This window comes from Prosthecobacter fluviatilis (genome assembly GCF_055388355.1).
This window is the reverse complement of record NZ_AP043782.1, coordinates 2,920,970-2,940,680: the sequence shown is the minus strand read 5'-3', so window position 1 is coordinate 2,940,680 and position 19,711 is coordinate 2,920,970. Positions and strand designations below refer to the sequence as shown.

General features: G+C 61.1%; 18 protein-coding genes. 16 read left to right on the top strand and 2 right to left on the bottom strand.

Annotated elements, in window-relative coordinates; all coding sequences use genetic code 11:
• The first annotated feature begins 59 nt into the window (after positions 1 to 59).
• Positions 60 to 854 (top strand): indole-3-glycerol phosphate synthase TrpC, encoded by a 795-nt coding sequence (trpC, locus tag ACZ5WW_RS11275; RefSeq protein ID WP_377171180.1) that lies wholly within the window; start codon positions 60 to 62, stop codon positions 852 to 854.
• A gap of 141 nt (positions 855 to 995) precedes the next feature.
• On the opposite strand, the gene ACZ5WW_RS11270 is transcribed toward trpC, so the two are convergent.
• Positions 996 to 1,898: a LysR family transcriptional regulator gene (locus ACZ5WW_RS11270; protein ID WP_377171182.1), complete on the bottom strand. Its 903-nt coding sequence runs from the start codon at positions 1,896 to 1,898 to the stop codon at positions 996 to 998.
• Between the two features lie 120 nt (positions 1,899 to 2,018).
• Here ACZ5WW_RS11270 and ACZ5WW_RS11265 point away from each other — a divergent pair, with 120 nt between their 5' ends.
• The 4 genes from ACZ5WW_RS11265 (at position 2,019) to ACZ5WW_RS11250 (ending at position 8,537) form a co-directional block, all read left to right on the top strand.
• Positions 2,019 to 3,425 (top strand): DUF1501 domain-containing protein, encoded by a 1,407-nt coding sequence (locus ACZ5WW_RS11265; protein WP_377171184.1) that lies wholly within the window; start codon positions 2,019 to 2,021, stop codon positions 3,423 to 3,425.
• A gap of 384 nt (positions 3,426 to 3,809) precedes the next feature.
• Positions 3,810 to 6,149, top strand: coding sequence for an outer membrane protein assembly factor BamB family protein (locus tag ACZ5WW_RS11260; protein WP_377171186.1), 2,340 nt, complete (start codon positions 3,810 to 3,812; stop codon positions 6,147 to 6,149).
• Between the two features lie 140 nt (positions 6,150 to 6,289).
• Complete coding sequence (locus ACZ5WW_RS11255) at positions 6,290 to 7,702, top strand: glycosyltransferase (RefSeq protein WP_464694244.1); 1,413 nt, start codon at positions 6,290 to 6,292, stop codon at positions 7,700 to 7,702.
• A 19-nt stretch (positions 7,703 to 7,721) separates the two neighbouring features.
• Positions 7,722 to 8,537, top strand: coding sequence for an FkbM family methyltransferase (locus ACZ5WW_RS11250; protein ID WP_377171191.1), 816 nt, complete (start codon positions 7,722 to 7,724; stop codon positions 8,535 to 8,537).
• 4 nt (positions 8,538 to 8,541) lie between these two features.
• On the opposite strand, the gene ACZ5WW_RS11245 is transcribed toward ACZ5WW_RS11250, so the two are convergent.
• Complete coding sequence (locus ACZ5WW_RS11245; protein WP_377171193.1) at positions 8,542 to 9,288, bottom strand: methyltransferase domain-containing protein; 747 nt, start codon at positions 9,286 to 9,288, stop codon at positions 8,542 to 8,544.
• Between the two features lie 224 nt (positions 9,289 to 9,512).
• On the opposite strand from ACZ5WW_RS11245, the gene ACZ5WW_RS11240 reads away from it, so the two are divergent.
• The 11 genes from ACZ5WW_RS11240 to ACZ5WW_RS11190 all read left to right on the top strand — a co-directional run bounded on the left by ACZ5WW_RS11240 (position 9,513) and on the right by ACZ5WW_RS11190 (position 19,577).
• Positions 9,513 to 11,564, top strand: a complete 2,052-nt coding sequence (locus ACZ5WW_RS11240; RefSeq protein ID WP_377171195.1) for a tetratricopeptide repeat protein — start codon at positions 9,513 to 9,515, stop codon at positions 11,562 to 11,564.
• A gap of 100 nt (positions 11,565 to 11,664) precedes the next feature.
• Positions 11,665 to 12,369 carry a pirin family protein gene (locus ACZ5WW_RS11235; protein ID WP_377171197.1) on the top strand — a complete coding sequence of 235 codons (705 nt, stop codon included), beginning with the start codon at positions 11,665 to 11,667 and terminating at the stop codon, positions 12,367 to 12,369.
• Between the two features lie 60 nt (positions 12,370 to 12,429).
• Entirely contained in the window at positions 12,430 to 12,810 is a 381-nt protein-coding gene (locus ACZ5WW_RS11230) for a DoxX family membrane protein (protein WP_377171199.1), read from the top strand.
• 109 nt (positions 12,811 to 12,919) lie between these two features.
• Complete coding sequence (locus tag ACZ5WW_RS11225; protein WP_377171202.1) at positions 12,920 to 13,414, top strand: VOC family protein; 495 nt, start codon at positions 12,920 to 12,922, stop codon at positions 13,412 to 13,414.
• Positions 13,411 to 14,304 carry a YceI family protein gene (locus ACZ5WW_RS11220; protein WP_377171204.1) on the top strand — a complete coding sequence of 298 codons (894 nt, stop codon included), beginning with the start codon at positions 13,411 to 13,413 and terminating at the stop codon, positions 14,302 to 14,304. Before ACZ5WW_RS11225 ends, ACZ5WW_RS11220 begins: the two co-directional genes overlap by 4 nt.
• Before the next feature lie 297 nt (positions 14,305 to 14,601).
• On the top strand, positions 14,602 to 15,204 hold the full coding sequence (locus ACZ5WW_RS11215) for a nitroreductase family protein (protein WP_377171206.1): 603 nt from the start codon (positions 14,602 to 14,604) through the stop codon (positions 15,202 to 15,204).
• Between the two features lie 180 nt (positions 15,205 to 15,384).
• Positions 15,385 to 15,813, top strand: coding sequence for a ribose 5-phosphate isomerase B (rpiB, locus tag ACZ5WW_RS11210; RefSeq protein WP_377171208.1), 429 nt, complete (start codon positions 15,385 to 15,387; stop codon positions 15,811 to 15,813).
• A 105-nt stretch (positions 15,814 to 15,918) separates the two neighbouring features.
• Positions 15,919 to 16,536: a hypothetical protein gene (locus ACZ5WW_RS11205; RefSeq protein WP_377171210.1), complete on the top strand. Its 618-nt coding sequence runs from the start codon at positions 15,919 to 15,921 to the stop codon at positions 16,534 to 16,536.
• Positions 16,537 to 16,552: 16 nt separating this feature from the next.
• The gene (locus ACZ5WW_RS11200; RefSeq protein WP_377171213.1) at positions 16,553 to 17,428 is read left to right on the top strand and encodes a DMT family transporter; all 876 of its coding nucleotides are present in this window, start codon (positions 16,553 to 16,555) and stop codon (positions 17,426 to 17,428) included.
• A gap of 345 nt (positions 17,429 to 17,773) precedes the next feature.
• Positions 17,774 to 18,331 carry a hypothetical protein gene (locus tag ACZ5WW_RS11195; protein ID WP_377171215.1) on the top strand — a complete coding sequence of 186 codons (558 nt, stop codon included), beginning with the start codon at positions 17,774 to 17,776 and terminating at the stop codon, positions 18,329 to 18,331.
• A 310-nt stretch (positions 18,332 to 18,641) separates the two neighbouring features.
• Positions 18,642 to 19,577 (top strand): IS110 family RNA-guided transposase, encoded by a 936-nt coding sequence (locus tag ACZ5WW_RS11190; RefSeq protein ID WP_377172271.1) that lies wholly within the window; start codon positions 18,642 to 18,644, stop codon positions 19,575 to 19,577.
• The last annotated feature ends 134 nt before the right edge of the window (positions 19,578 to 19,711 follow it).

Here is a 19,711-nt window from a genome sequence, read left to right as displayed (position 1 = left end):
ATTTTGCTCTCAGTAGAGGGTTGCACAACGTCATCCCTCCGCCACCATGCGCACCCCCTATGAATAAGCTGGACGAAATCATCGCCCACAAGCACACCGAACTGCAACGCCTGCTGCCCCGCGCTGAAAAGCTCCGGGCCGCCGCCGCCTTGCGCAATGACGTCCGTTCCTTTTACGACGCCCTCCGTGCCGACCCCACCCGCCTCAGCATCATTGCCGAGGTCAAGCGCGCCTCACCCTCCGCAGGCACCATCGCAGCGGACTTCGATCCCCTCACTATTGCCCGCGGCTACGAAAAAGCCGGCGCCAGCGCCATCTCCGTCCTCACAGACGAAAAATACTTCCAGGGCCGACTCGAATACCTCTCGCTCATCCGCGAGCAGCTCGACATCCCCTGCCTCCGCAAGGACTTCATCATCCACGAGGCCCAGATCTTCGAAGCCGTCGTCGCTGGTGCCGACGCCATCCTCCTTATCGTCGCCGCTCTTGATCAGCCCACCCTCGAGCACCTCCTCGAAGTCGCCAGCACCTTCCAGCTCGATGCCCTCGTCGAAGTTCACAATCTCCCCGAACTCGAACGCGCCCTCGCCACAGACGCCCGCATCATCGGCGTGAACAACCGCAACTTGAAGTCCTTCACCGTCGACCTCGCCACCACCGAAGAGCTCGCCGAGGAAGTCCCCGACGACATCGTCCTCGTGGCCGAAAGCGGCATCAAAACCCCCGCCGATGCCACCCGCCTCGCCGCCGCCGGCGCCGACTCCCTCCTCATCGGCGAGACCCTCATGCGCAGCTCCAATATCCTCGCCGACCTCCCCCTCTTCCGCGCCCCCACAGCGGCGGCGCATGAATAGGAGGAATAATCGCGGCCATATAGTGGCTGCCCCCGCAACACTTCCGGCATAGGAAACGCCTCCTAGATGGAGGAGCCATCCAAGCCTGTAGCGAAGGGTTGAGCGAAGCGACACCCCTCGCTATACCCCTCCAATCACGCCCTACCCCTTCGCTATCTGCGCCGCCAGCTCCGCGATCAGGCTCGTCAGCGTTGTCAGCTCCTTGCTAGCCTCCTGCTTTGGCAGCACCAGCAGCAGTTCCGTCGTCGGCACCGGCGCCGCCAGCGGCACAAACACACATCCCCCATGCGGCATCTTGCTGGCATGCTCCGGGATCAGCGCCACCCCGCCCAGGGTCGTCACCGTCCCCAGCATCATCGAGAGCGAATCCACCTCGCTCACGATCTGCGGATCAAACCCCGCCTGCTGGCAAATCGACCTCAGAAACTCACGCCGTCCCGGAAAGGACGCATCAGACAGCGACACCCACCGCTCATCCTTCAGTGCCGCCAGCTTGATCACCTTCTTCTTCGCCAGCGCATGATCTTCCGAAACCAGCGCCGCCATCTTGTGCCGTGACAGCGTCCGCGTGTTGAAAAAAGCGCGGTCACTCTCCGAGATGTTCCCCAGGATCGCCGCATCCAGCTCATGGTTCCTCAGCCGGTCCAGCTGTGCTCGCGGTGGCAGCTCAAACAGGCTCACTTGCGCCTTCGGGTGCCGCTGGCGGAATTCCCTCACCGCAGGCACCACCAGGTCATCCAGAAACGGCGCCAGAAATCCCAGCCGCAGCGTCCGCCTTGCCTTGCCATACTGCTCCCGCAGTTGCTGCGCGCTCGTCTCCGCATCACACACGATCTGCCTCGCCTTCGGCAAAAAAAATCGGCCCGCCTCAGTCAGATAAATACGTTTCCGAATACGGTCAAACAACGCCACACCCAGCTCCGCCTCCAGCACGCCGATCTGCCGGCTCAGCGCAGGCTGCGTCACATGCAGTCGCTTGGCCGCGGCAGAAATGCTCAAATCCTCGGCGGCGGCGATGAAGTAACGAAGCTGGTGAAATTCCACCCCGGATCAGACCACAGACCCGCCCCATGCGCAAATCGTCCGCTCATCCGTAAGGCGGCCTTTTGGCGAACGTAGGTGGCTTGCGCGCATTTTATGGACTCACCGCTTTTTCGTCCCTCAATGGACCGCCGGGCCTTTCTCACGGCCTCGACGCTGGGCCTCGCATCGCTGCGTTGCGGCCCTGCACTAAAAGCTTCCACCGGCCCCGGAGTTCCCGCCGCCACCCTTGCAAAGCCTGCCAAATCCACCGTCCTCTTCTTCCTCTGCGGCGGCGCCTCCCACATCGACATGTGGGACATGAAGCCCGAAGCCCCCCTGGAGTTTCGCGGCGAGTTCAGGCCCATCCGCACCACCGGCTCAGACATCCGCCTCTGCGAGCACCTGCCCCTCCTCGCCAAACAAGCGCACAACTTCGCCCTCGTCCATGGCGTCACCGATGGCGGTCGCGCCACTGGCGACCACCACGCCGGCTACTATTACAATCTCACCGGCCACGCCCCCGATCTCACCTTCAAGCAGCAGGGCAACGACCGCCGCCCCTATCCCGAAGACTGGCCCTACATGGGCAGCGTCGTCGGCATGAAGCGCCCCCCGCACCCTTCACTCCCGCAGATCATTTCTCTGCCGCACAAGCCCAGCAAGCTGCCCTTCACCCGCCCCGGCCAGTTCGCAGGCCGCATCGGCATGGAGCACGATCCCTTCTATCTTACCGGCAGCTTTGACGAACCCCTGAACTTCAGCGCCCCCACCATCTCCATGTCCGGTGCCATGAGCGCCGCACGCATGCAGGACCGCCACGCCCTGCTCAACGCCATGAATCAGGCCCGCCGTGAGCTCGATCACGAAGCCGCAGTCCAAAACTACGTGAAGCAGCAGGAGCGTGCCTTTGACCTCCTCTCATCCAGCGGCACCTCAAACGCCTTCGACATCAAGTCAGAGCCCGACAAACTGCGCGAGCGCTACGGCCACACCATCAACGGCACCAGCCTCCTCATGGCACGCCGCCTTGTCGAAGCCGGCGTCCCCTTCGTCACCGTCTTCTGGAAGGAAGACGAAAGCATCGCCAAGCAATGCAAAAGCGCCGGCGGCTGGGACACCCACGGCGACAACTTCAACTGCCTTCGCAAGTACCTCCTCCCGCAGTTTGATCAGGCCTTCTCCGCCTTCATGGAGGACATGTCCTCCCGTGGCCTGCTCGATGAAACACTCGTCCTCGTCACCAGCGAAATGGGTCGCATGCCCAAAGTCGGCGACCGCCGCTCTGGTGGCACCCTCGGCGCAGGCCGCGATCACTGGACCTCCTGCATGAGCGTCCTCATGGCAGGGGCTGGTATCCGTGGCGGCCAGGTCGTTGGCGAAACCGACGCCCGCGCCGAGCTCCCCAAGGACCGCCCCATCTACCCCGAAGACATCACCAAGACCGTCTATTACGCCATGGGCATCCAGGACCTCGAAGCCAAGGACAAGCTCGGCCGCGCCTACAACCTCCTCGATGAAGGCAAGCCCCTCACCGAACTCTTCGGCTGATCCTTTTCATGATGCCTCGCATGAATGCCACTCGGTCAAGGCGGGCTGTCGTTAGTTCCATCCTGTCAGAACACCGGGGCAGGGGAGGGAGAAGGCGAAGACCTTCAGCAGCGATGCCAGCACTCCACGTTCTCCTGAGAGAACGCCCTTCCCTTTCGTCACTTAACTCCGCGCGGGCACCAGCCCCAAAGGGGCTGCGGAATACAGCCCAGGGTCAGCCGATCCTCAGCGAGGCGACCCTGGGTATGCCAGCAAGCATATTGGAAAGCAAACCCAGCGCCTTCTTCGCACACCGCGCGCACCAGCAGCGTCCTCAGTGTACCACCGCCGCAGGCTGTGCGCCCCGCCGACTCCAAGATCAACACCTTTGAACTAATGCCTCACATGCATCGCCTCATCCTCCTCGCCGCCCTGCTTCTCTCCATCACCCTCCACGCCGAAGACTGGCCCCAGTTCCGCGGCACCAACGGCACCGGCATCTCCGCCTCCCCAAATCTCCCCTCGGACTTCTCCGCCGAAAAAAACATCGCCTGGAAAGCCAAAATCGGCGACGGCATCGGCTCTCCCATCATCAAAAACGGCCGCGTCTTCACCACCGCCATGCTCGGAGACCAAAAGCTCGGCGTCTTCAGCTTTGACGCCGCCACCGGCAAACAACTCTGGCGTACCGATTTCGACACCGGCACCCTCCCGCGTATCACCCCGCCCAACAGCCACGCTTCCTCCACTCCCGCCACCGATGGCCAGCGTGTCTACGTCTATTTCAGCACCATTGGCCTCCTCGCCTTCGACTTCGCCACCGGCCAGGAAGTCTGGCGTCACTCCATGACTCGCCCCGCTTATCTCATGGACTGGGGCGCCGCCTCCTCTCCCATCGTTTACAAAGACACCGTCATCTTCTGCCAGGACGACGACCTCGCCCCCTTCGTCCTTGCCGTCGATTCAAAAACCGGCAAAGAAAAATGGAAGACCCCGCGCAAGGACATGCTCGCCGGCTACGCGCTCCCCGTCCTCTGCGAGGTCAATGGCCGCACCGACCTCGTCATCGCTGGCAGCGGAAAGCTCAAAGGCTACGACCCCGCCAGCGGCCAGGAGCTTTGGACCTGCAACACCCTCCTCCGCACCATCATGACCTCGCCTGTCGTGCATGACGGCGTCATCTACATCGCCGTTCAAAGCTACGGCGACTCCACCCGCACCCTGAAGCATGCCCTGCTCGAATGGCTCGACACCAACCAGGACAAAATCCTCTCCCGCGAAGAAACTCCCAAAGAGTTCCACGAACGCTTCGACACTTCCGACAAAAACAAAAACGGCCTCATTGATCCTGAGGAAATCGACACCGCCTTCCAATCCCCCGACAACATGGCCGCAGGCGGCAACATCATCCAGGCCATCAAAGGCGGCGGCAGTGGCGATGTCACCAAGACCCACGTCCTCTGGAACATCGACCCCAAGACTCCCTCAAACCTCTCCTCGCCCCTCTTCTTCAACGACCGCATCTACGTCGTCAAAAGCGGCGGCATGTCCAGTTGCTACGATGCGAAGAACGGCAAAACCCTCTGGGACCGCAGCCGTCTCGGCAACTTCGGCGACTACTTCGCCTCCCCCATCGCTGCCGCTGGCAAAGTCTACATCGCTGCCAAAAACGGCTTCATCGTCGAACTCGAAGACGCGCCCCAGCTCAAAGTCCTCGCCAAGCACGACATGGGAGAGGAAATCATCGCCACACCCGCCATCGCCGATGGCCGCCTCTTCGTCCGCACTCGCGAAAGCCTCCTCTGCGTCTCCGCCACCGCCTCCGCACCTGCTCTTGCAGTCGCAGGGCAGGGGACCACTCCGTCCGACACCATCGAACTCATCACCGCCCAGCCCCCGCATGGCTCGCGTGTCTGGAATGGCTACACCGGCAACGCCATGGGCCAGGAATCCTGGACTCAGGACGAGCTCGAACAGCTCCTCCAGCGTCTCCAAAAGTTAAAATACACCACCATCGCCATCCCCGCAAAAGTCGCCCCCTTCACCCCCATCCGCGTCGATGGTGACACCGGCGGCCGCAAAGCCTTCCACGGCGCCTCAGTCTTTCAAAATCCCGACGTCGCCGCCATCACCGCGCGCTTCCGCGAGCACGCCGGCAAGCTCGGTTTCGAAATCACCACCGCAGAGCCCGTGGCCGCATCCGTCCTGCCCAAAAACGACTTCGCCAGCGAAAAGGCCCTGAGCGATTTCGTCACGCCCATGTGTGGCGAAGGCGTCGCCGAGCGCATGTGGCTCGGCTTCCAGGCCATCGACAAAGCCGCTCAGCTCATCGCCAAAAACGACCCCGCTCTCGGCATCCCCGCGCCCGACATGCTCCTGCGCCATCTGCACTCCAAGAAAGCCCTCCCTGAATGGCTCACCGAGGCCAAAGCCTTCTACGCCACCGCCATGAACGAAATGTACCGCGCCAACACCCGCGCCCGCGAAGGCTCCCGCACCTTCACACTCTACAACGCCAAGCGCCTCGAATTCACCTTCCACTACATCAGCGCCATCGAGTCCCTCTACAAATCCCACGATGCTGCCACCCGCGCCGAGTCCCTCGAAGCCGCCATGGACAGCATCTACAACGCCCTTAACTCCTGGTCAGACGTCGCCCGCGACTCCAGCGATCGCGGCGCCATCGCCCTCCTCAACGAGTACGGCTACCGTCCGCTCGTGAAAGTCGTCAAAGCCCGCCAGTAATCGCTGGGCTGTAAAAGGCCGTCTTCAGCATCCGCCCATTCAAGGACGGATGAAAATCATGCACTTTTGAAAAGATGATGCCATGATGTCGGTCCATGACATCTCAGAAACCAGCCGAGGCTCTTTCGCCAGACCTTGCCATGCTTCCTCCCCGGGTGGCTGAGCGGCTGCAGTCCATGACTGCTTTCTACGATGACCCCGCCCTGCGGCAGGGATGGGCTGCGCAGACGTATCACGAAATGCTCGCCCGCTACTACAATCTGCAGATCCCGCCAGACGCCAGTGTTCTTGAGGTCGGCTGTGGCGACGGCAGGCTTCTCTCACTGCTGCATGGGCGCAGGCGTGTCGGCATAGACGTGTCAGAGCGCCAGATTCAAAAAGCACGGGCTCGCATGCCCGGTGGCGAGTTCCATGTGCAGGCGGGCGAGACATTGTCACTCGCTCAGCAGTTCGACTTCATCATCATCTCGGAGACCATCAATCATGCTGCGGATGTGCAGATGATCTTTGAGCGGCTCCATCACGTGAGTCATGAGCGCACACGGCTGATCATCAATTTTTTCAACAACCTCTGGCGTCCGCTCTCCGCCATGGCCGCCCTCACGCGAATGCGCACGCTTCAGCCTGAGACCAACTGGCTTTCGCATGAGGATGTGCGCAATCTGCTCGCACTCTCCGGCTGGGAGGAGGTCGGCTGTACCACCCGCATCCTCTGGCCGTTCCGCGCACTCGGGCTTGAGGTGTTGCTCAATCGCTGGCTGGCGCCGCTCCTTCGGCCCTTCTGCCTCGCCATTTTTTCCACCGCACGCCCTCAGCCCCCGGCCACGCTCAAACCGCAGACCGTCTCCGTCATCATTCCCGCACGCAATGAGGCCGGCAATATCGAGGCGGCTGTCGCCCGCATACCCACAATGGGCGCAGGCACCGAGATCATCTTCGTGGAAGGCCATTCCACCGATAGCACCTGGGAGGAAATTCAGCGCGTGGCCAAAGCATTCCCCAGCAGGCGCATCACCTGCCTTCAGCAGTCTGGCAAGGGGAAGGGGGACGCCGTCCGCGCAGGCTTTGCTGTAGCGACGGGAGACATCGTCATGATCCTGGACGCAGATCTGACCGTGCAGCCGGAGGAGCTTCCCAAATTCTACGCCGCCATCGCTTCAGGGAGAGCCGAGTTCGCCAACGGCGTCAGGCTCGTTTATCCCATGCAGCAGGAGGCCATGCGTTTTCTCAATCTCTGCGCCAACAAGGCTTTCGGCCTGATCTTTTCCTGGCTGCTCGGTCAGCCCGTCAAAGACACCCTCTGCGGTTCCAAGGCCATGCTTCGGCAAAACTACGAGCGTCTCGCCGCAGGCCGCGCCTACTTTGGCGAGTTCGATCCCTTCGGCGATTTCGATCTCCTCTTCGGTGCGGAAAAGCTGGGTTTGCGCATCATGGATGTCCCCATTCACTACGCTGACCGCACCTATGGCTCGACAAACATCCACCGCTGGTCGCACGGCTGGCTGCTGCTGCGCATGGTTTGGTTCGCAGCCAGAAAACTGAAGTTTGTCTGAACTTCCACCCTCGCTTTTTTTGCTCTCCACCGAATCCAAAATCAGGCTCGCGCGTCTTTTCTACCGTCTGCTGAAACTCTCGGGCTTTCAGGATCGGCAGACCGTCACGCGCTCAGGGGTGCGCTACCAGCTTGATCTGCGCGAGGGCATTGATTTGTCGATCTTTCTCTTCGGCGGATTTCAAAATCACGTCCTCTCGGTTTCGCCGGGAGCGGTTGACGCGGTCATTTTGGATGTGGGCGCAAACATCGGAGCCATCACGCTGCCCTTGGCACGGCGGCATCCCTCGGCGCAGATCCACAGCTTCGAGCCCACCTGCTACGCACTTGAAAAGCTCAGGCGTAATCTGGAGCTGAATCCCTCGCTCTCCTCAAGGGTGACCGTGAATCCCTGTTTTGTCGGCGCCACCTCCGGAACCCTGCTGGAGGCCAAGGCCTACTCAAGCTGGCGTTTGGATGACACCGCCGGTGCCGAGGTGCATGACGTCCACTTCGGTCTCAAAATGGAGGCCGTCGCAACGCGCACGAGTCTGGACGACTACGTGGAGGTACACCAGATTCCCAAGGTGCATCTCATCAAGATCGACACAGACGGGCACGAATACGAAGTCCTTGCTGGCGCGCAAAAGCTCCTCGCCGCCAGCCGCCCTCGGATCATTCTGGAAATGTGTCCGTACCTCCTCGAAGAAAACCGTCTCACGCTCAAAGATTATGCGGACGTGCTCGGAGCCGGCTATCGCATGACGGCGTTGCACACCGGCAGGCCCTTTGACGAAAAGGCTTTGGCGCGCGTGTCACGTCGTGGCGGCATCGACGTGCTTGCCTCGGCATGCTGAGCGCTCAGTCCGCGCTTTTTTCCAGCACGACGAGCAGACGCACTGCGAACAAAGACGGCAGGCGCGCAAGGAGCGAATCAAGCAGACGCACGCAGGGGTGCAGCACAGTGGGGCACATCTGCGGTTTGGAAAAGCCGCCCGAGAGAAAATACGCCAGCGATGCCAGCGGCACCACCTTGAGCACACGCCACCCCGCCAGCTCTTCGCGTTGCTCGCCTCGGACGAAAAGGCGGTGAGCGCGTGACTGCGCCGCAAAGTAGGGCGGATCGGCCACATTGAAATCAGGCGGCGCAAACCACTCGACGGGCTGGTGAAAAGCCACCGGCTCAGGGTGTCCCAAGGAGTACACCAGCCGTCCCAGCAGCCCCATGCCAGGCTCAAAAACAATCAGCCGCCCCTGCGGCGCCAGCACACGGCGGCACTCCGCCAGCGCCGTGCCTGGATGTTCGAGATGATGCCACACATCAAAGAGAATCAGATTCGTGACTTCACCGTCCGCAAAGCTCAGCCGGTACGCATTCTCCTGCCGGTCCAGCCACGGATTGGGAAACAGATCGGACGTGAGGCACTCAGGCACGGTTTGCTTGATGCTGCCAATCCCCGAACCCAGTTCGACCGTCAGTCCGCTGCTGCCACGGATGAGATGGGCTGCTATCAGCCGGTGAAAGTCCTGATACACCTGGCGCAGCAGTGGCTTCCGCTGCCACGCCTCTCGGTTGCGATGAATCTCAAGGTTGTGCTGTTCTTTCACGGGGGTTCTGCTCGGTCCGTCTTGTCGGCGGCGACAAACAAATTGCGGCGGTTTGTTTCATTGTATAATGGACGCCTCCAGTTTGTCCATCCATGGCGCATCGCGAATTACCCAGACGGGGAACATCACCCAAACGGGGTAAGGCTCCGGTGGCAGAAACCCTCCCGGCCGGCCATCCTGTCACAGCTCAACCCAGCTTTGTCAGGCCCCATGGGACGGTGGTCATGATCTGCGGGCTTCTCCTGCTCCTCGTGGGCCTGATTTATTGGCAGACTCGCGGATTCACCTTTCTGAACTTTGATGACGGCGTGTTTGTGTCCAACAACAAGCATGTGCTGCGCGGCCTGACTTGGGAAAATGTGAAGTGGTCCCTGACTGCGGGCATCGGCAAGGACGCCCAGGATGCCGACTACTGGCGGCCCCTGAGCCTCCTGTCTCACATGCTCGATGTGAGCTTGTTCGGCCTGAATGCCGGAGCGCATCATCTCATGAGCGTCGCCCTGCATGCGCTCACGGCCGTGGCTTTGTTTCTCGTGCTGCATGGCATGACTGCGGCGCTGTGGCGTTCGGCTTTCGTGGCGGCTCTCTTTGCCGTGCATCCCTTGCATGTCGAGTCCGTGGCCTGGGTGGCGGAGAGAAAAGATGTGCTCAGCGGCTTGTTCTTTGTCCTCGCGCTCGGCGCTTATCATCGTTTTGCTGCTCGTGCTTTCCGGTGGCCCGGCTACCTGCTCATGCTGCTTTTCGCCGCGCTGGCGATGATGAGCAAGCCCATGCTCGTGACACTCCCCTGCGTGCTCCTCCTGGTGGATCTATGGCCCCTGAACCGCCTCGGCACGGTGCCTTTGAAACGGCTTTTGCTGGAGAAAATCCCCCTCTTGGTCATGGCCGCCATTGTCGCCGTCATCACGCTCGGTGGCCACGGTTCCAGCCACGATGTCCTGTGGGCCAGATTGCCTTGGTACTATCGTGCTGGCAACGCCGTGCTGTCCTACGGCATTTACATCCGGCAGACTTTCTGGCCCGCAGGTCTGAGCTGCTTTTACCCCTATCCGGGCATCAATCTCCTCGATCCCAATGCCCGCACCAGCCTCGACCTCGGTCACATCTTTCTGTCAGGCGGCGCCTTGCTCTCCATCACGGCCATCGTTGTGTGGCAGCGCAAAAAATCATTCCTGCCTGTCGGCTGGCTTTGGTATGTGGGCATGCTCGTCCCTGTGATCGGTTTGTACACCCAGGCGGGTGATCAGGCTCATGCGGACCGCTACACCTATCTGGCCATGATTGGCCTGGGTCTGATGATCGCATGGCCCATCGCCCTCTGGGCCGGCACCAGCCCTGCACGCAGACTGCTCGCGGGTGGCTTGGCAGTCCTCTCTATTGTCACCCTCACAGTCACTGCCAGGAAGCAGGTCACACACTGGCGGGACAGCGTCAGCCTTTGGTCTCATGCCGTCGAATGCAACCCGGAGGACTACGCTTCCCTTTCCGGTTTGGGAAATTCCTTGGTCGATGCAGGTCGCATGGACGATGCCGTGTCCGTCTATCAGCGTGCCCTGAAAATCAGCCCGCTTATCACCCGGGCCAATCTGGTCGTGGGCATCCACATGGTTCAGACAGGGCGGCTGCAGGAGGCCCAGGTCTGTCTGCAGCGTGTCGTCATGGCAGAGCCTCAGACCGCCTCCGCCCACAGCGGCCTTGCTTATGTGTCGCTTTGCATGGGCGACTTCCCCCAGGCCGTCTCCCATTATCAGACAGCCGTCGGCATTCAGCCTGACACTGCCAATCTCTGCGGCCTCGGCAATGCCCTGCTTCAGTCAGGTGAAGCTTCCGAAGCGCTCGAAAGCTATCAGAAGGCGCTCGCTGCTGACCCGGCAAATCTGGATGCCATGGCCGGTCAGGGCATGGCATGTGCAAAGCTCGGCCAGGTGGATCTCGCAGCAGGCTGCTACCGGAAGGTCTTGCAAAAAAATCCGCAGCACCTCCTCGCCCTCAACAATCTCGCCTGGTTGCTTGCCACCAGCCGCCAGGACTCCGTGCGGGATGGTGCCAAAGCTTTGTCTCTGGCGGGATACGCCTTGCAGCTCCCGGGAGGCAGCAGGCCCCACCTCATGCATACCCTCGCCGCCGCCTATGCTGAAACCGGTCAGTATGACAAAGCCATCCAGATCGTTCAGCAGGTCACGGCCATCGCCCGCGATCAGGGAAATGCACCTCTCATGCAGCAGTGCTTGCAGGAGAGAATGGCTTATGAGTCCGGATCTCCCTGGCGCGAATAAGCCCCGCAAGGTCTGATCTCAGATCATTACCTTCAAGCATGAACTTGTGAAGCAAGTGGCATTGGAGGTTTGACGCCCTCGGCGCGAGTACAGCGTCGTTATGAAACTCAAACTTCGCCTCTCCAACGAACGCGGCCACGCCAACCACGGCTGGCTCGACACCTACCACACCTTCAGCTTTGCAGACTATTACGATCCGGCGCACATGGGCTTCCGCAGCCTTCGCGTCATCAATCAGGACGTCATCGCCGGCGGCGCAGGTTTCCCCACCCATCCGCACCGCGACATGGAAATCTTCAGCTACATCCTCTACGGCGCACTCGCGCACAAGGACAGCATGGGCAACGGCCGCACCCTCCTCCCCGGCCAGATCCAGCTCATGAGCGCCGGCAGCGGCGTCACCCACAGCGAGTTCAATCCCTCCCAGACTGAACCCGGCAGCCTCCTGCAAATCTGGATTCGTCCCCGCCAAAATGGCCTGAAACCCAGCTACACCGAATGGCACCCCAAGCCCGAGCATGAAACCGCCGAGAAGGTCCTCGTCATCTCCTCCGACGGTCGCGACGGCTCCGCCACCATCCATCAGGATGCCGACATCTACCGCGTGCGCCTTGAAGCCGGCAAATCCACCGCCCACGAAGTCACCGCCGGCCGTGGCGCCTGGCTCCAGCTCATCAAAGGCACCCTCACCGTCAACGGCACCACCACCCTCAATCCCGGAGACGCCGTCAGCACCGACGACACCGGAACCCTCACCCTCACCGCCACCCAACCCGTCGAAGCCCTCCTCTTCGACCTCGCATAATCCCCCTCTGAAAAACAACTGCAAACCATCGCAAACAACAGCCAACAACAGCAAACTCCCATGAAACACATCCCCACCATCGCCCGCCTCCTCCTCGGCCTCATCTTCGTCGTCTTCGGCTTCAACATGTGGTTCCACTACATCGATATCCCGCTTCCTAAAGAAGGCACTCCCGCCGCCAACTTCATGTTCTCCATCTTTGGCAGCGGTTATCTCGACGTCGTGAAGGTCCTCGAAGTCACCGGCGGTCTCCTGCTCCTCAGCGGCCGCTTCACCAACCTCGCCCTCACCCTCGTCGGCCCCGTGGTGGTAAACATCGCCCTCTACCACTTCTTCCTCGTCAAAGGCGGTTATGAAATGCCGGTCGTCCTCGGAGTCCTCTCCCTCGTCGCCCTCTCCGGTCGCAAAGACTACCTCAGCACCCTCTTCGCCGCCAAATAACCTATCCCCCGCGTGGGCCGGATTCACCCCCGAATCCGGCCCGCTTCTCTGGGATCTGGAAACAACGGCAAACCATCGCAAACAACGGCCAGCAACCGCAAACTTCCCCATGTCCCCGCCCATCCACCCTGACGTCCGCATCGGCCACGTCCATCTCAAAGTGTCAGACCTGGAGCGCTCCCTCGCCTTCTATTGCGAGGTGCTCGGCTTCCAGCTCACCCAGCGCTACGGCACCCAGGCCGCCTTCGTCTCCGCTGGCGGCTACCATCATCACATCGGTCTCAACACCTGGGAAAGCCGTGGCGGCAAAGCCCCGCCTCGCGGCAACACCGGCCTCTTCCACGTCGCCATTCTCTACCCCGACCGCGCCTCCTTGGCAGAGGCCCTGCGCCGCCTCATCCAAAACAAAATCCCCCTCGACGGTGCCTCCGACCACGGCGTCAGCGAAGCCCTCTACCTCCACGATCCCGACGGCAACGGCCTCGAACTCTACGTCGATCGCGCTCCCTCCCTCTGGCCCCGCAGCTCCAGCGGCGAACTCTCCATGACCACCGAACCTCTCGACCTCGACGCCCTGCTCGCCGAAGCTCCTCCACAATCATGAAAACCATCTCCCTCTCCGAACTCCAGGCGCAGAAGGGCGGCGCCACCCTCATCCACGTCCTCCCGGAGGAGCACTTCGACTGCGGCCACCTCCCCGGCGCCATCAACGCCTGCGTCTACGAAACCATCTTCGTTTCCAAAGTCACCGAACTCATCCCCGACAAATCCAGCGCGATCATCCTCTACGGCGCCGGCGGCGACTCCTTGGACGCCACCACCGCCGCCGAAAAGCTGACCAAAGCCGGCTACACCAACGTGTCCGCCTTCACCGGCGGCATCGCCGAGTGGCAGCGCAACAACCTGCCCCTCGAAGGCTCCCACGCCACCCCTGGCTCCGCCACACCCCACGGCCACTACAATCTCGACACCGAAACCAGCCTCGTCCGCTGGACCGGACGCAATCTCTTCAATCATCACCACGGCACCCTCAGGCTCTCCGGCGGCCACATCGAAGTGCAAAACGGCACCCTCCAGTCCGCCCGCTTCACTTTGGACATGAACAGCATCGCCTGCGACGATCTCGTCGACACCGCCTACAACGCCATGCTCATCCGCCATCTGCGCGATGACGACTTCTTCGCCGTGGATCGCTTTCCCACCGCCGAATTCATCTGCGAGAGCGCCACTCCTCTCCCATCCTGCACCCCCGGCACGCCAAACTACACCCTCCACGGCACCATCACCCTGCGCGGCGTCACCCAGCCCCTCAGCTTCCCCGCCGTCATTGCCGCCTCAGACGCAGACCACCTCACCGGCCAGGCACAGTTTGAGCTCGACCGCACCCAGTTCGGCAGCCACTACGGCTCCGGCAGGCTCTTCGCCTTCCTCGGCAAACACGTCGTCAACGACCACGTCCACCTCCACATCAAGCTCCACGCCAAACGCCCATGATCAAAGTACGACAGACACTCATTGTCTGTCGGTCAGCGCCCTCCCATCACCCTCGGCACCCGCACCCACTTTACCTCATGCCTAGCATATCCTCCGGCATGCGCTATCCACTCACAGACCAAAATCCCGTCCACCTTCATTCGCGCACACTCGTAACACCCGCGCTGGAGTTTTCCCGCTGCCCCAAAACAAACCGCATCCAATCGAATCCCCATTTCTCAAATCTCGCCTGATCCCTCCGGAAACAACCGTCAGCCATCATCACCAACAGTAAACCACCGTAATCCACCTCCCTCCATGAACACCCTCGAAGCCATCCAAACCCGCCGCGGCATCAAGCACTACGACCCCGCCCATCGCATGACCGAAGCTGAAATTCATCAGCTTCTCGAAGCCGCCATGCAGGCCCCCACCGCCTTCAACATCCAAAACTGGCGCTTCGTCACCGTGCTCGACCCTGAAGTGCGGAAGCAAATCCGCGCCTCCGCCTGGGATCAGGCCCAGGTCACCGACGCCTCCCTCCTCATCGTCATGTGTGCAGACAAGGACTCATGGAAGAAAGACCCCGCACGCTATTGGAAAAACGCACCCCAGCCCGTTCAGGACTTCCTCGTCCCCGCCATCGGCCAGTACTACTCCGGCCGCGATCAGGTCCAGCGCGACGAATGCATGCGCTCCTGCGGCCTCGCCGGCATGACCATCATGCTCGCCGCCAAAGCCATGGGCTACGACTCCTGCCCCATGGACGGCTTTGACTTCGACGCCGTCGCCAAAATCATCAATCTCCCCGAAGACCACGTCATCTCCTTCATGATCGCCGTCGGCAAAGGCACCCAGCCCGCCTGGCCCAAACCCGGCCAGCTCGCCTATGACGAAGTCGTCATCCGCGATCACTTCTAATGCATCATGCATGATTTGAGCCCGATTAATCTTGGGCGCGCATAGCAGTCTCCCTCTCCCCGCCCCTGACCTGCGATGCCAACGAATAGGCCTCTTCGGGGAGAGGGTCGGGGTGAGGGGACCTGCTCAGCGTGGATGAGCGCAGTTCCCTTCTCCTCAAATATCTGCTAAACCCTCATCATGAAAATCGCCATCGGCTCAGACCACGCCGGCTATCTCTACAAGCAGGCCATCCTCCAGCACCTGCAGGCCGCAGGCCATGAAGTCGAGGACTTCGGCACCCACTCCACCGACCCCGTCGACTATCCCAAATTCATCCGCCCCGTAGCCGAAGCCGTCGCTGCGGGTAAATTCGAGCGCGGCATCGTCCTCGGCGGCTCCGGCAATGGCGAGGCCATCACCGCCAACCGCGTCCGCGGCATCCGTTGCGGCCTCTGCTGGAATCTCGAATCCGCACGCCTTACCCGCCTCCACAATGACGCCAACGTCCTCTCCCTCGGCGAGCGCATGATGGATCTCCCCACGGCTCTGCAAATCGTGGACACCTTCCTCACCACCCCCTTCGAAGGCGGCCGCCACCTCGCGCGTATTCAGCAGCTCGATGAATGACATTTTTTCTGTGCTTGATTGCGGCCCGGTCGTGCAGTCTATGCAGTTCAAGCCGCGCCTGTGCAAAATGGGCCAAGGGATCAGCGGGAACAGGTTTCGAAAAATATGACGGCACCCTATGAGTGGAACGGAATGCCGCACATCTTGGATGTGCGCTGTCCGAATTGCACTGCGAAGGCGTATTTTGAATTCAGTGAAATCGTCCGGATTCGGGAGAAAAAAGATGTGCCGTTCTTTCAGCAGAGCGATCAGTTTGAATATCGTCTCATGAAGGACCACTGCGGGCATAAGTGGCATGCAGCCATTTTCCATGCAGGACTGCATGGACGCACGACTGACTCCATTCGGGAGTTGCCGGAGGGCTATGCCGCCGCAGACTGGGAGCACTCAGTTTATCTGCGAGGTAACAATGGCTTGGATATTGGAGCGATAGACTGTGGTTCCTGCCACTTTCGCGCTCAGCACACTTTGAAATGGCCGGCAGATGCCTATTATCAAATTGACTACAAAAATGAAACTTTGTGGGCGTTCCATGAAGAGTCTGCTCGTGTCTTGCGAGATTTCATTTCTGCAGCTCACCGTGATCGCGCTGGCTTCAGATGGCGAAATTTTTTAATGCACGTGCCAACTCTGTTTTTGCGACATCAGGCAAGAGCAACGGTGGTGAAGCGTCTCAATGGCATTTTGGACCCTCTGGGCAAGCGCACGCGTTTGAATCGTTGAATTCCAGCTTTTTCAAATGTCCCCCGCCTCTCCCTCTTCCCGCTGGACCGCCATCATCCCATGGCTCTTCGTCCTCCTCTGGAGCAGCGGCTTCATTGGCTCAAAGCTCGGCATCCCCTACGCCGAGCCCTTCACCTTCCTCACGCTGCGCTACTGCATCGTCCTCGCCATCCTCATCCCCATCGCCCTCCTCACCCGTGCACCTTGGCCGCAGGGCAGGGGGCAGCTCGCCCACGTCGCCTTCGCCGGCCTCATGATCCACGCCCTCTACCTCAGCGGCTGCGTCTGGTCCCTGCGCCTCGGCCTTCCCGCCGGCATCCTGAGTTTGATCGTCTCCCTCCAGCCCCTCTTCACCGCAGCCTTTGCCGGCGTCGTCTTGGGCGAGCGCGTCCTGCCGCGCCAGTGGTCCGGCCTCGCGCTCGGCTTCCTCGGCACCATCCTCGTTGTCGCACACAAGACCGGCAGCGGCCTCACCTTCGTCATGACAGTGCCCGCCATCGCCGCTCTCGTTGGCATCACCGTCGGCACCCTGTGGCAGAAGCGCCACTGCCCCGCCTTCGATCTCCGCACCAGTACCGTCGTTCAATACGCCGCCAGCCTGCTCATCACCGCCGCCCTCGCCTTCACCACCGAGACCATGCACATCCAGTGGGGCGGCCAGTTCATCTTCGCCTTGTGCTGGGTCGCCCTCGTTCTCTCCATCGGCGCCATCAGCCTCCTCAACTGGCTCATCCGCAGCGGCACCGCCGTCAACGTCGCCAGCCTCTTCTACACCGTCCCAGCCGTCACTGCCCTCATGGCCTGGGCCATCTTCGGCGAGACCCTCACCGGCCTCTCCCTCATCGGCATGATCATTGCTGTTCTCGGCGTCTGGCTCGCACGCGCTCGATAACCCATCAATGTGGCAGCTCAAAGCCCGTCCGCATCACGCTTCCGCTTCGTCTCGGCCGCCTCGTCCTCCTGCTCGTCCTCGATCCTTTCACTCCGCATTCCCATATCCGCCGAACTGCCTCACCAAAATCCCCATTCCTTGGCTCTCCATTCCCTTGCAAAAGAGCATCGCACCCAAACTCCCCTCTGCTCTCGAGAAAACCAAAAAGCGCCAGGCTCAAAACCTCATCTCTGCGGTCTTCTAATCTCTTGCGGTGTAAATCATCAGCTCCCTTGCATTCACGTCCCCTCTCCGTGTCACTTCCGTGAGTTGAATTCCGGCCATCCTGTCTTACTTCGCACCGTCATGAAACGCCTCCTCTGCTTCATCGTCGCCTCCTGCCTCGTCCCGGCCCTCCATGCCGACGATCCCAAAACCCCACCGCCCCCGGAACTCAAGGCCCTCGCGGAGACTCTGGTCAGTGCCATCAAGTCAAAAGACGATGCGGCTCTCGCCGCCTGCTGGCACTCGCCCGAAACTCTCGCCAAGCTCAAAGCAGCCGAAGCCCTCGCCGCCTCCGGCACCTCCCCCACCGAGATCAATGTGGACAAAGAGCGCGAGAAAGAACTGAAACGCGGCGAGAAAGACAGGCTCCGCAATCAGCAGCGCATCGACGAAATCCGCGCCCTCATCACCAAATACTTTGGCGACATCTCCGCCCTCAAATTCGTGGAGCTCGAAGTCGATCCCGACGACGATGCCGCCGACCCCGATGCCGCCTTTGACGAAGTGGACATCCATCTCCTCGCCGCAGACGGCACCAAGCTCCGCATCGAACTCGACGACGCCCTTCGCATCGACGGCGTCTGGAAATTCAAAGGCCGCATCGAGGATAAATTGTGCATCGAGCTCACCGACCCCTGAAAACGATTGCCGCAAAGTACGATGGGCACTCTTTGTATGATGGGGTTGTTCTGCAATCGTGATTGCGGCTAAGCTGGCCGCAGTCTGGATGCTGCGGCAGGCTGGCCCTTTACACCAACCTGCCGCAGAGCGTTCCGGGGAGCCTGCGGGCACTCAAGGCCCTTGGAGGCCGTCGGACAGCAAAGCACCCGGGACGCCAGAACAGACGGTAACTCGAACAGTTGAAAGAGCCTCCGCTTGACCTTGGTCCCGTGGAGAAGCTCGCATTGGCAAGGAAGAGTCCTCATAACCATCCATCCCATCCATCGTCATGAATGATGTCCATCCCCCGTCCGTTGTCTACGTCGGCGTTGATGTCAGCGCCAAGCATCTCGATCTCGCCGGACTATCCCGGCTCAAGCAGGTGCCTAACACTCCAGCAGGCCACCAGCGGCTGCTGCACAGCCTCCCTGCCAACGCCCACGTCATCGTAGAGGCCAGCGGTGCCTGCGAGCATGCGCTGTGGATCACTCTGCTCAAAGCCGCCGTGAAAGTCAGCCGTGTCAATCCCGCCAAGGTGCGCCACTACGCACGGGCCAATGGTCGCCTGGCCAAGACTGACGCATTGGATGCGCAGCTGCTGGTTCTCTTTGGCCAGGGGCTCTCACCGCAGCCTGACGTGCTGCCTTCGGAACAGATGCTGGAGCTGCAAAGCCTTGTCAGCCGCCGCGAACAGCTTGTCGCCGTGCATGCCACCCAGCAGGTCCAGCACCAGCAGCTGCAAAATGATGCGCTCAAAACTCAGGCCAGGCAGCTCATGGACTTCATGGAGCAGCAGATCAAGGCACTGGAAAAGAACATGGCCGTCCTGGTGAACTCAGCGGAACTGCGGGAGCGGTCTCAGCGCATGCAGCAGCTGCCCGGGGTCGGCACGGTCACCAGCGCCACCTTGCTGGCCTTGATGCCGGAACTCGGCCTGCACAGCGACGCTCGCATCTGCGCTCTGGCAGGCCTTGCACCGCATCCCTATGACAGCGGTCCGATGAAGGGCCAGCGCCACATCCAGGGTGGTCGCTGGAGAGTCAGGCGCGTGCTCTACATGACGGCCATCTGCTCCCTGAGCCACAACCCCATCCTCAAAGAACACTACAAACGTCTACGTCAACGCGGCAAACCTGCGAAGGTCGCCATCACAGCTCTCATGCGCAAAATCCTCTGCGTGCTCAACAAACTCCTCACCCAACCCAACTTCACACTTGCGTCGTAACACAGTTGCTGCCCGTCGATCAGCGCTCCCGCCAGCAGCTCAAGCTCACGCGTCATTCAAAACAGGTTTGGCCTCCCCCGCCTTCCCGCCCTCTTCTCCTCGGGCGCTCTCATCACGTGGCGATACCAGCCCTG

Coding starts and splice junctions, on each gene's coding strand:
- ACZ5WW_RS11255 (WP_464694244.1), top strand. CDS start 6,290: ATGCTTCCTCCCCGGGTGGCTGAGCGGCTGCAGTCCATGACTGCTTTC.
- ACZ5WW_RS11230 (WP_377171199.1), top strand. CDS start 12,430: ATGAAACACATCCCCACCATCGCCCGCCTCCTCCTCGGCCTCATCTTC.
- ACZ5WW_RS11205 (WP_377171210.1), top strand. CDS start 15,919: ATGACGGCACCCTATGAGTGGAACGGAATGCCGCACATCTTGGATGTG.
- rpiB (WP_377171208.1), top strand. CDS start 15,385: ATGAAAATCGCCATCGGCTCAGACCACGCCGGCTATCTCTACAAGCAG.
- ACZ5WW_RS11265 (WP_377171184.1), top strand. CDS start 2,019: ATGGACCGCCGGGCCTTTCTCACGGCCTCGACGCTGGGCCTCGCATCG.
- ACZ5WW_RS11260 (WP_377171186.1), top strand. CDS start 3,810: ATGCATCGCCTCATCCTCCTCGCCGCCCTGCTTCTCTCCATCACCCTC.
- ACZ5WW_RS11220 (WP_377171204.1), top strand. CDS start 13,411: ATGAAAACCATCTCCCTCTCCGAACTCCAGGCGCAGAAGGGCGGCGCC.
- trpC (WP_377171180.1), top strand. CDS start 60: ATGAATAAGCTGGACGAAATCATCGCCCACAAGCACACCGAACTGCAA.
- ACZ5WW_RS11225 (WP_377171202.1), top strand. CDS start 12,920: ATGTCCCCGCCCATCCACCCTGACGTCCGCATCGGCCACGTCCATCTC.
- ACZ5WW_RS11240 (WP_377171195.1), top strand. CDS start 9,513: ATGATCTGCGGGCTTCTCCTGCTCCTCGTGGGCCTGATTTATTGGCAG.
- ACZ5WW_RS11190 (WP_377172271.1), top strand. CDS start 18,642: ATGAATGATGTCCATCCCCCGTCCGTTGTCTACGTCGGCGTTGATGTC.
- ACZ5WW_RS11195 (WP_377171215.1), top strand. CDS start 17,774: ATGAAACGCCTCCTCTGCTTCATCGTCGCCTCCTGCCTCGTCCCGGCC.
- ACZ5WW_RS11215 (WP_377171206.1), top strand. CDS start 14,602: ATGAACACCCTCGAAGCCATCCAAACCCGCCGCGGCATCAAGCACTAC.
- ACZ5WW_RS11235 (WP_377171197.1), top strand. CDS start 11,665: ATGAAACTCAAACTTCGCCTCTCCAACGAACGCGGCCACGCCAACCAC.
- ACZ5WW_RS11200 (WP_377171213.1), top strand. CDS start 16,553: ATGTCCCCCGCCTCTCCCTCTTCCCGCTGGACCGCCATCATCCCATGG.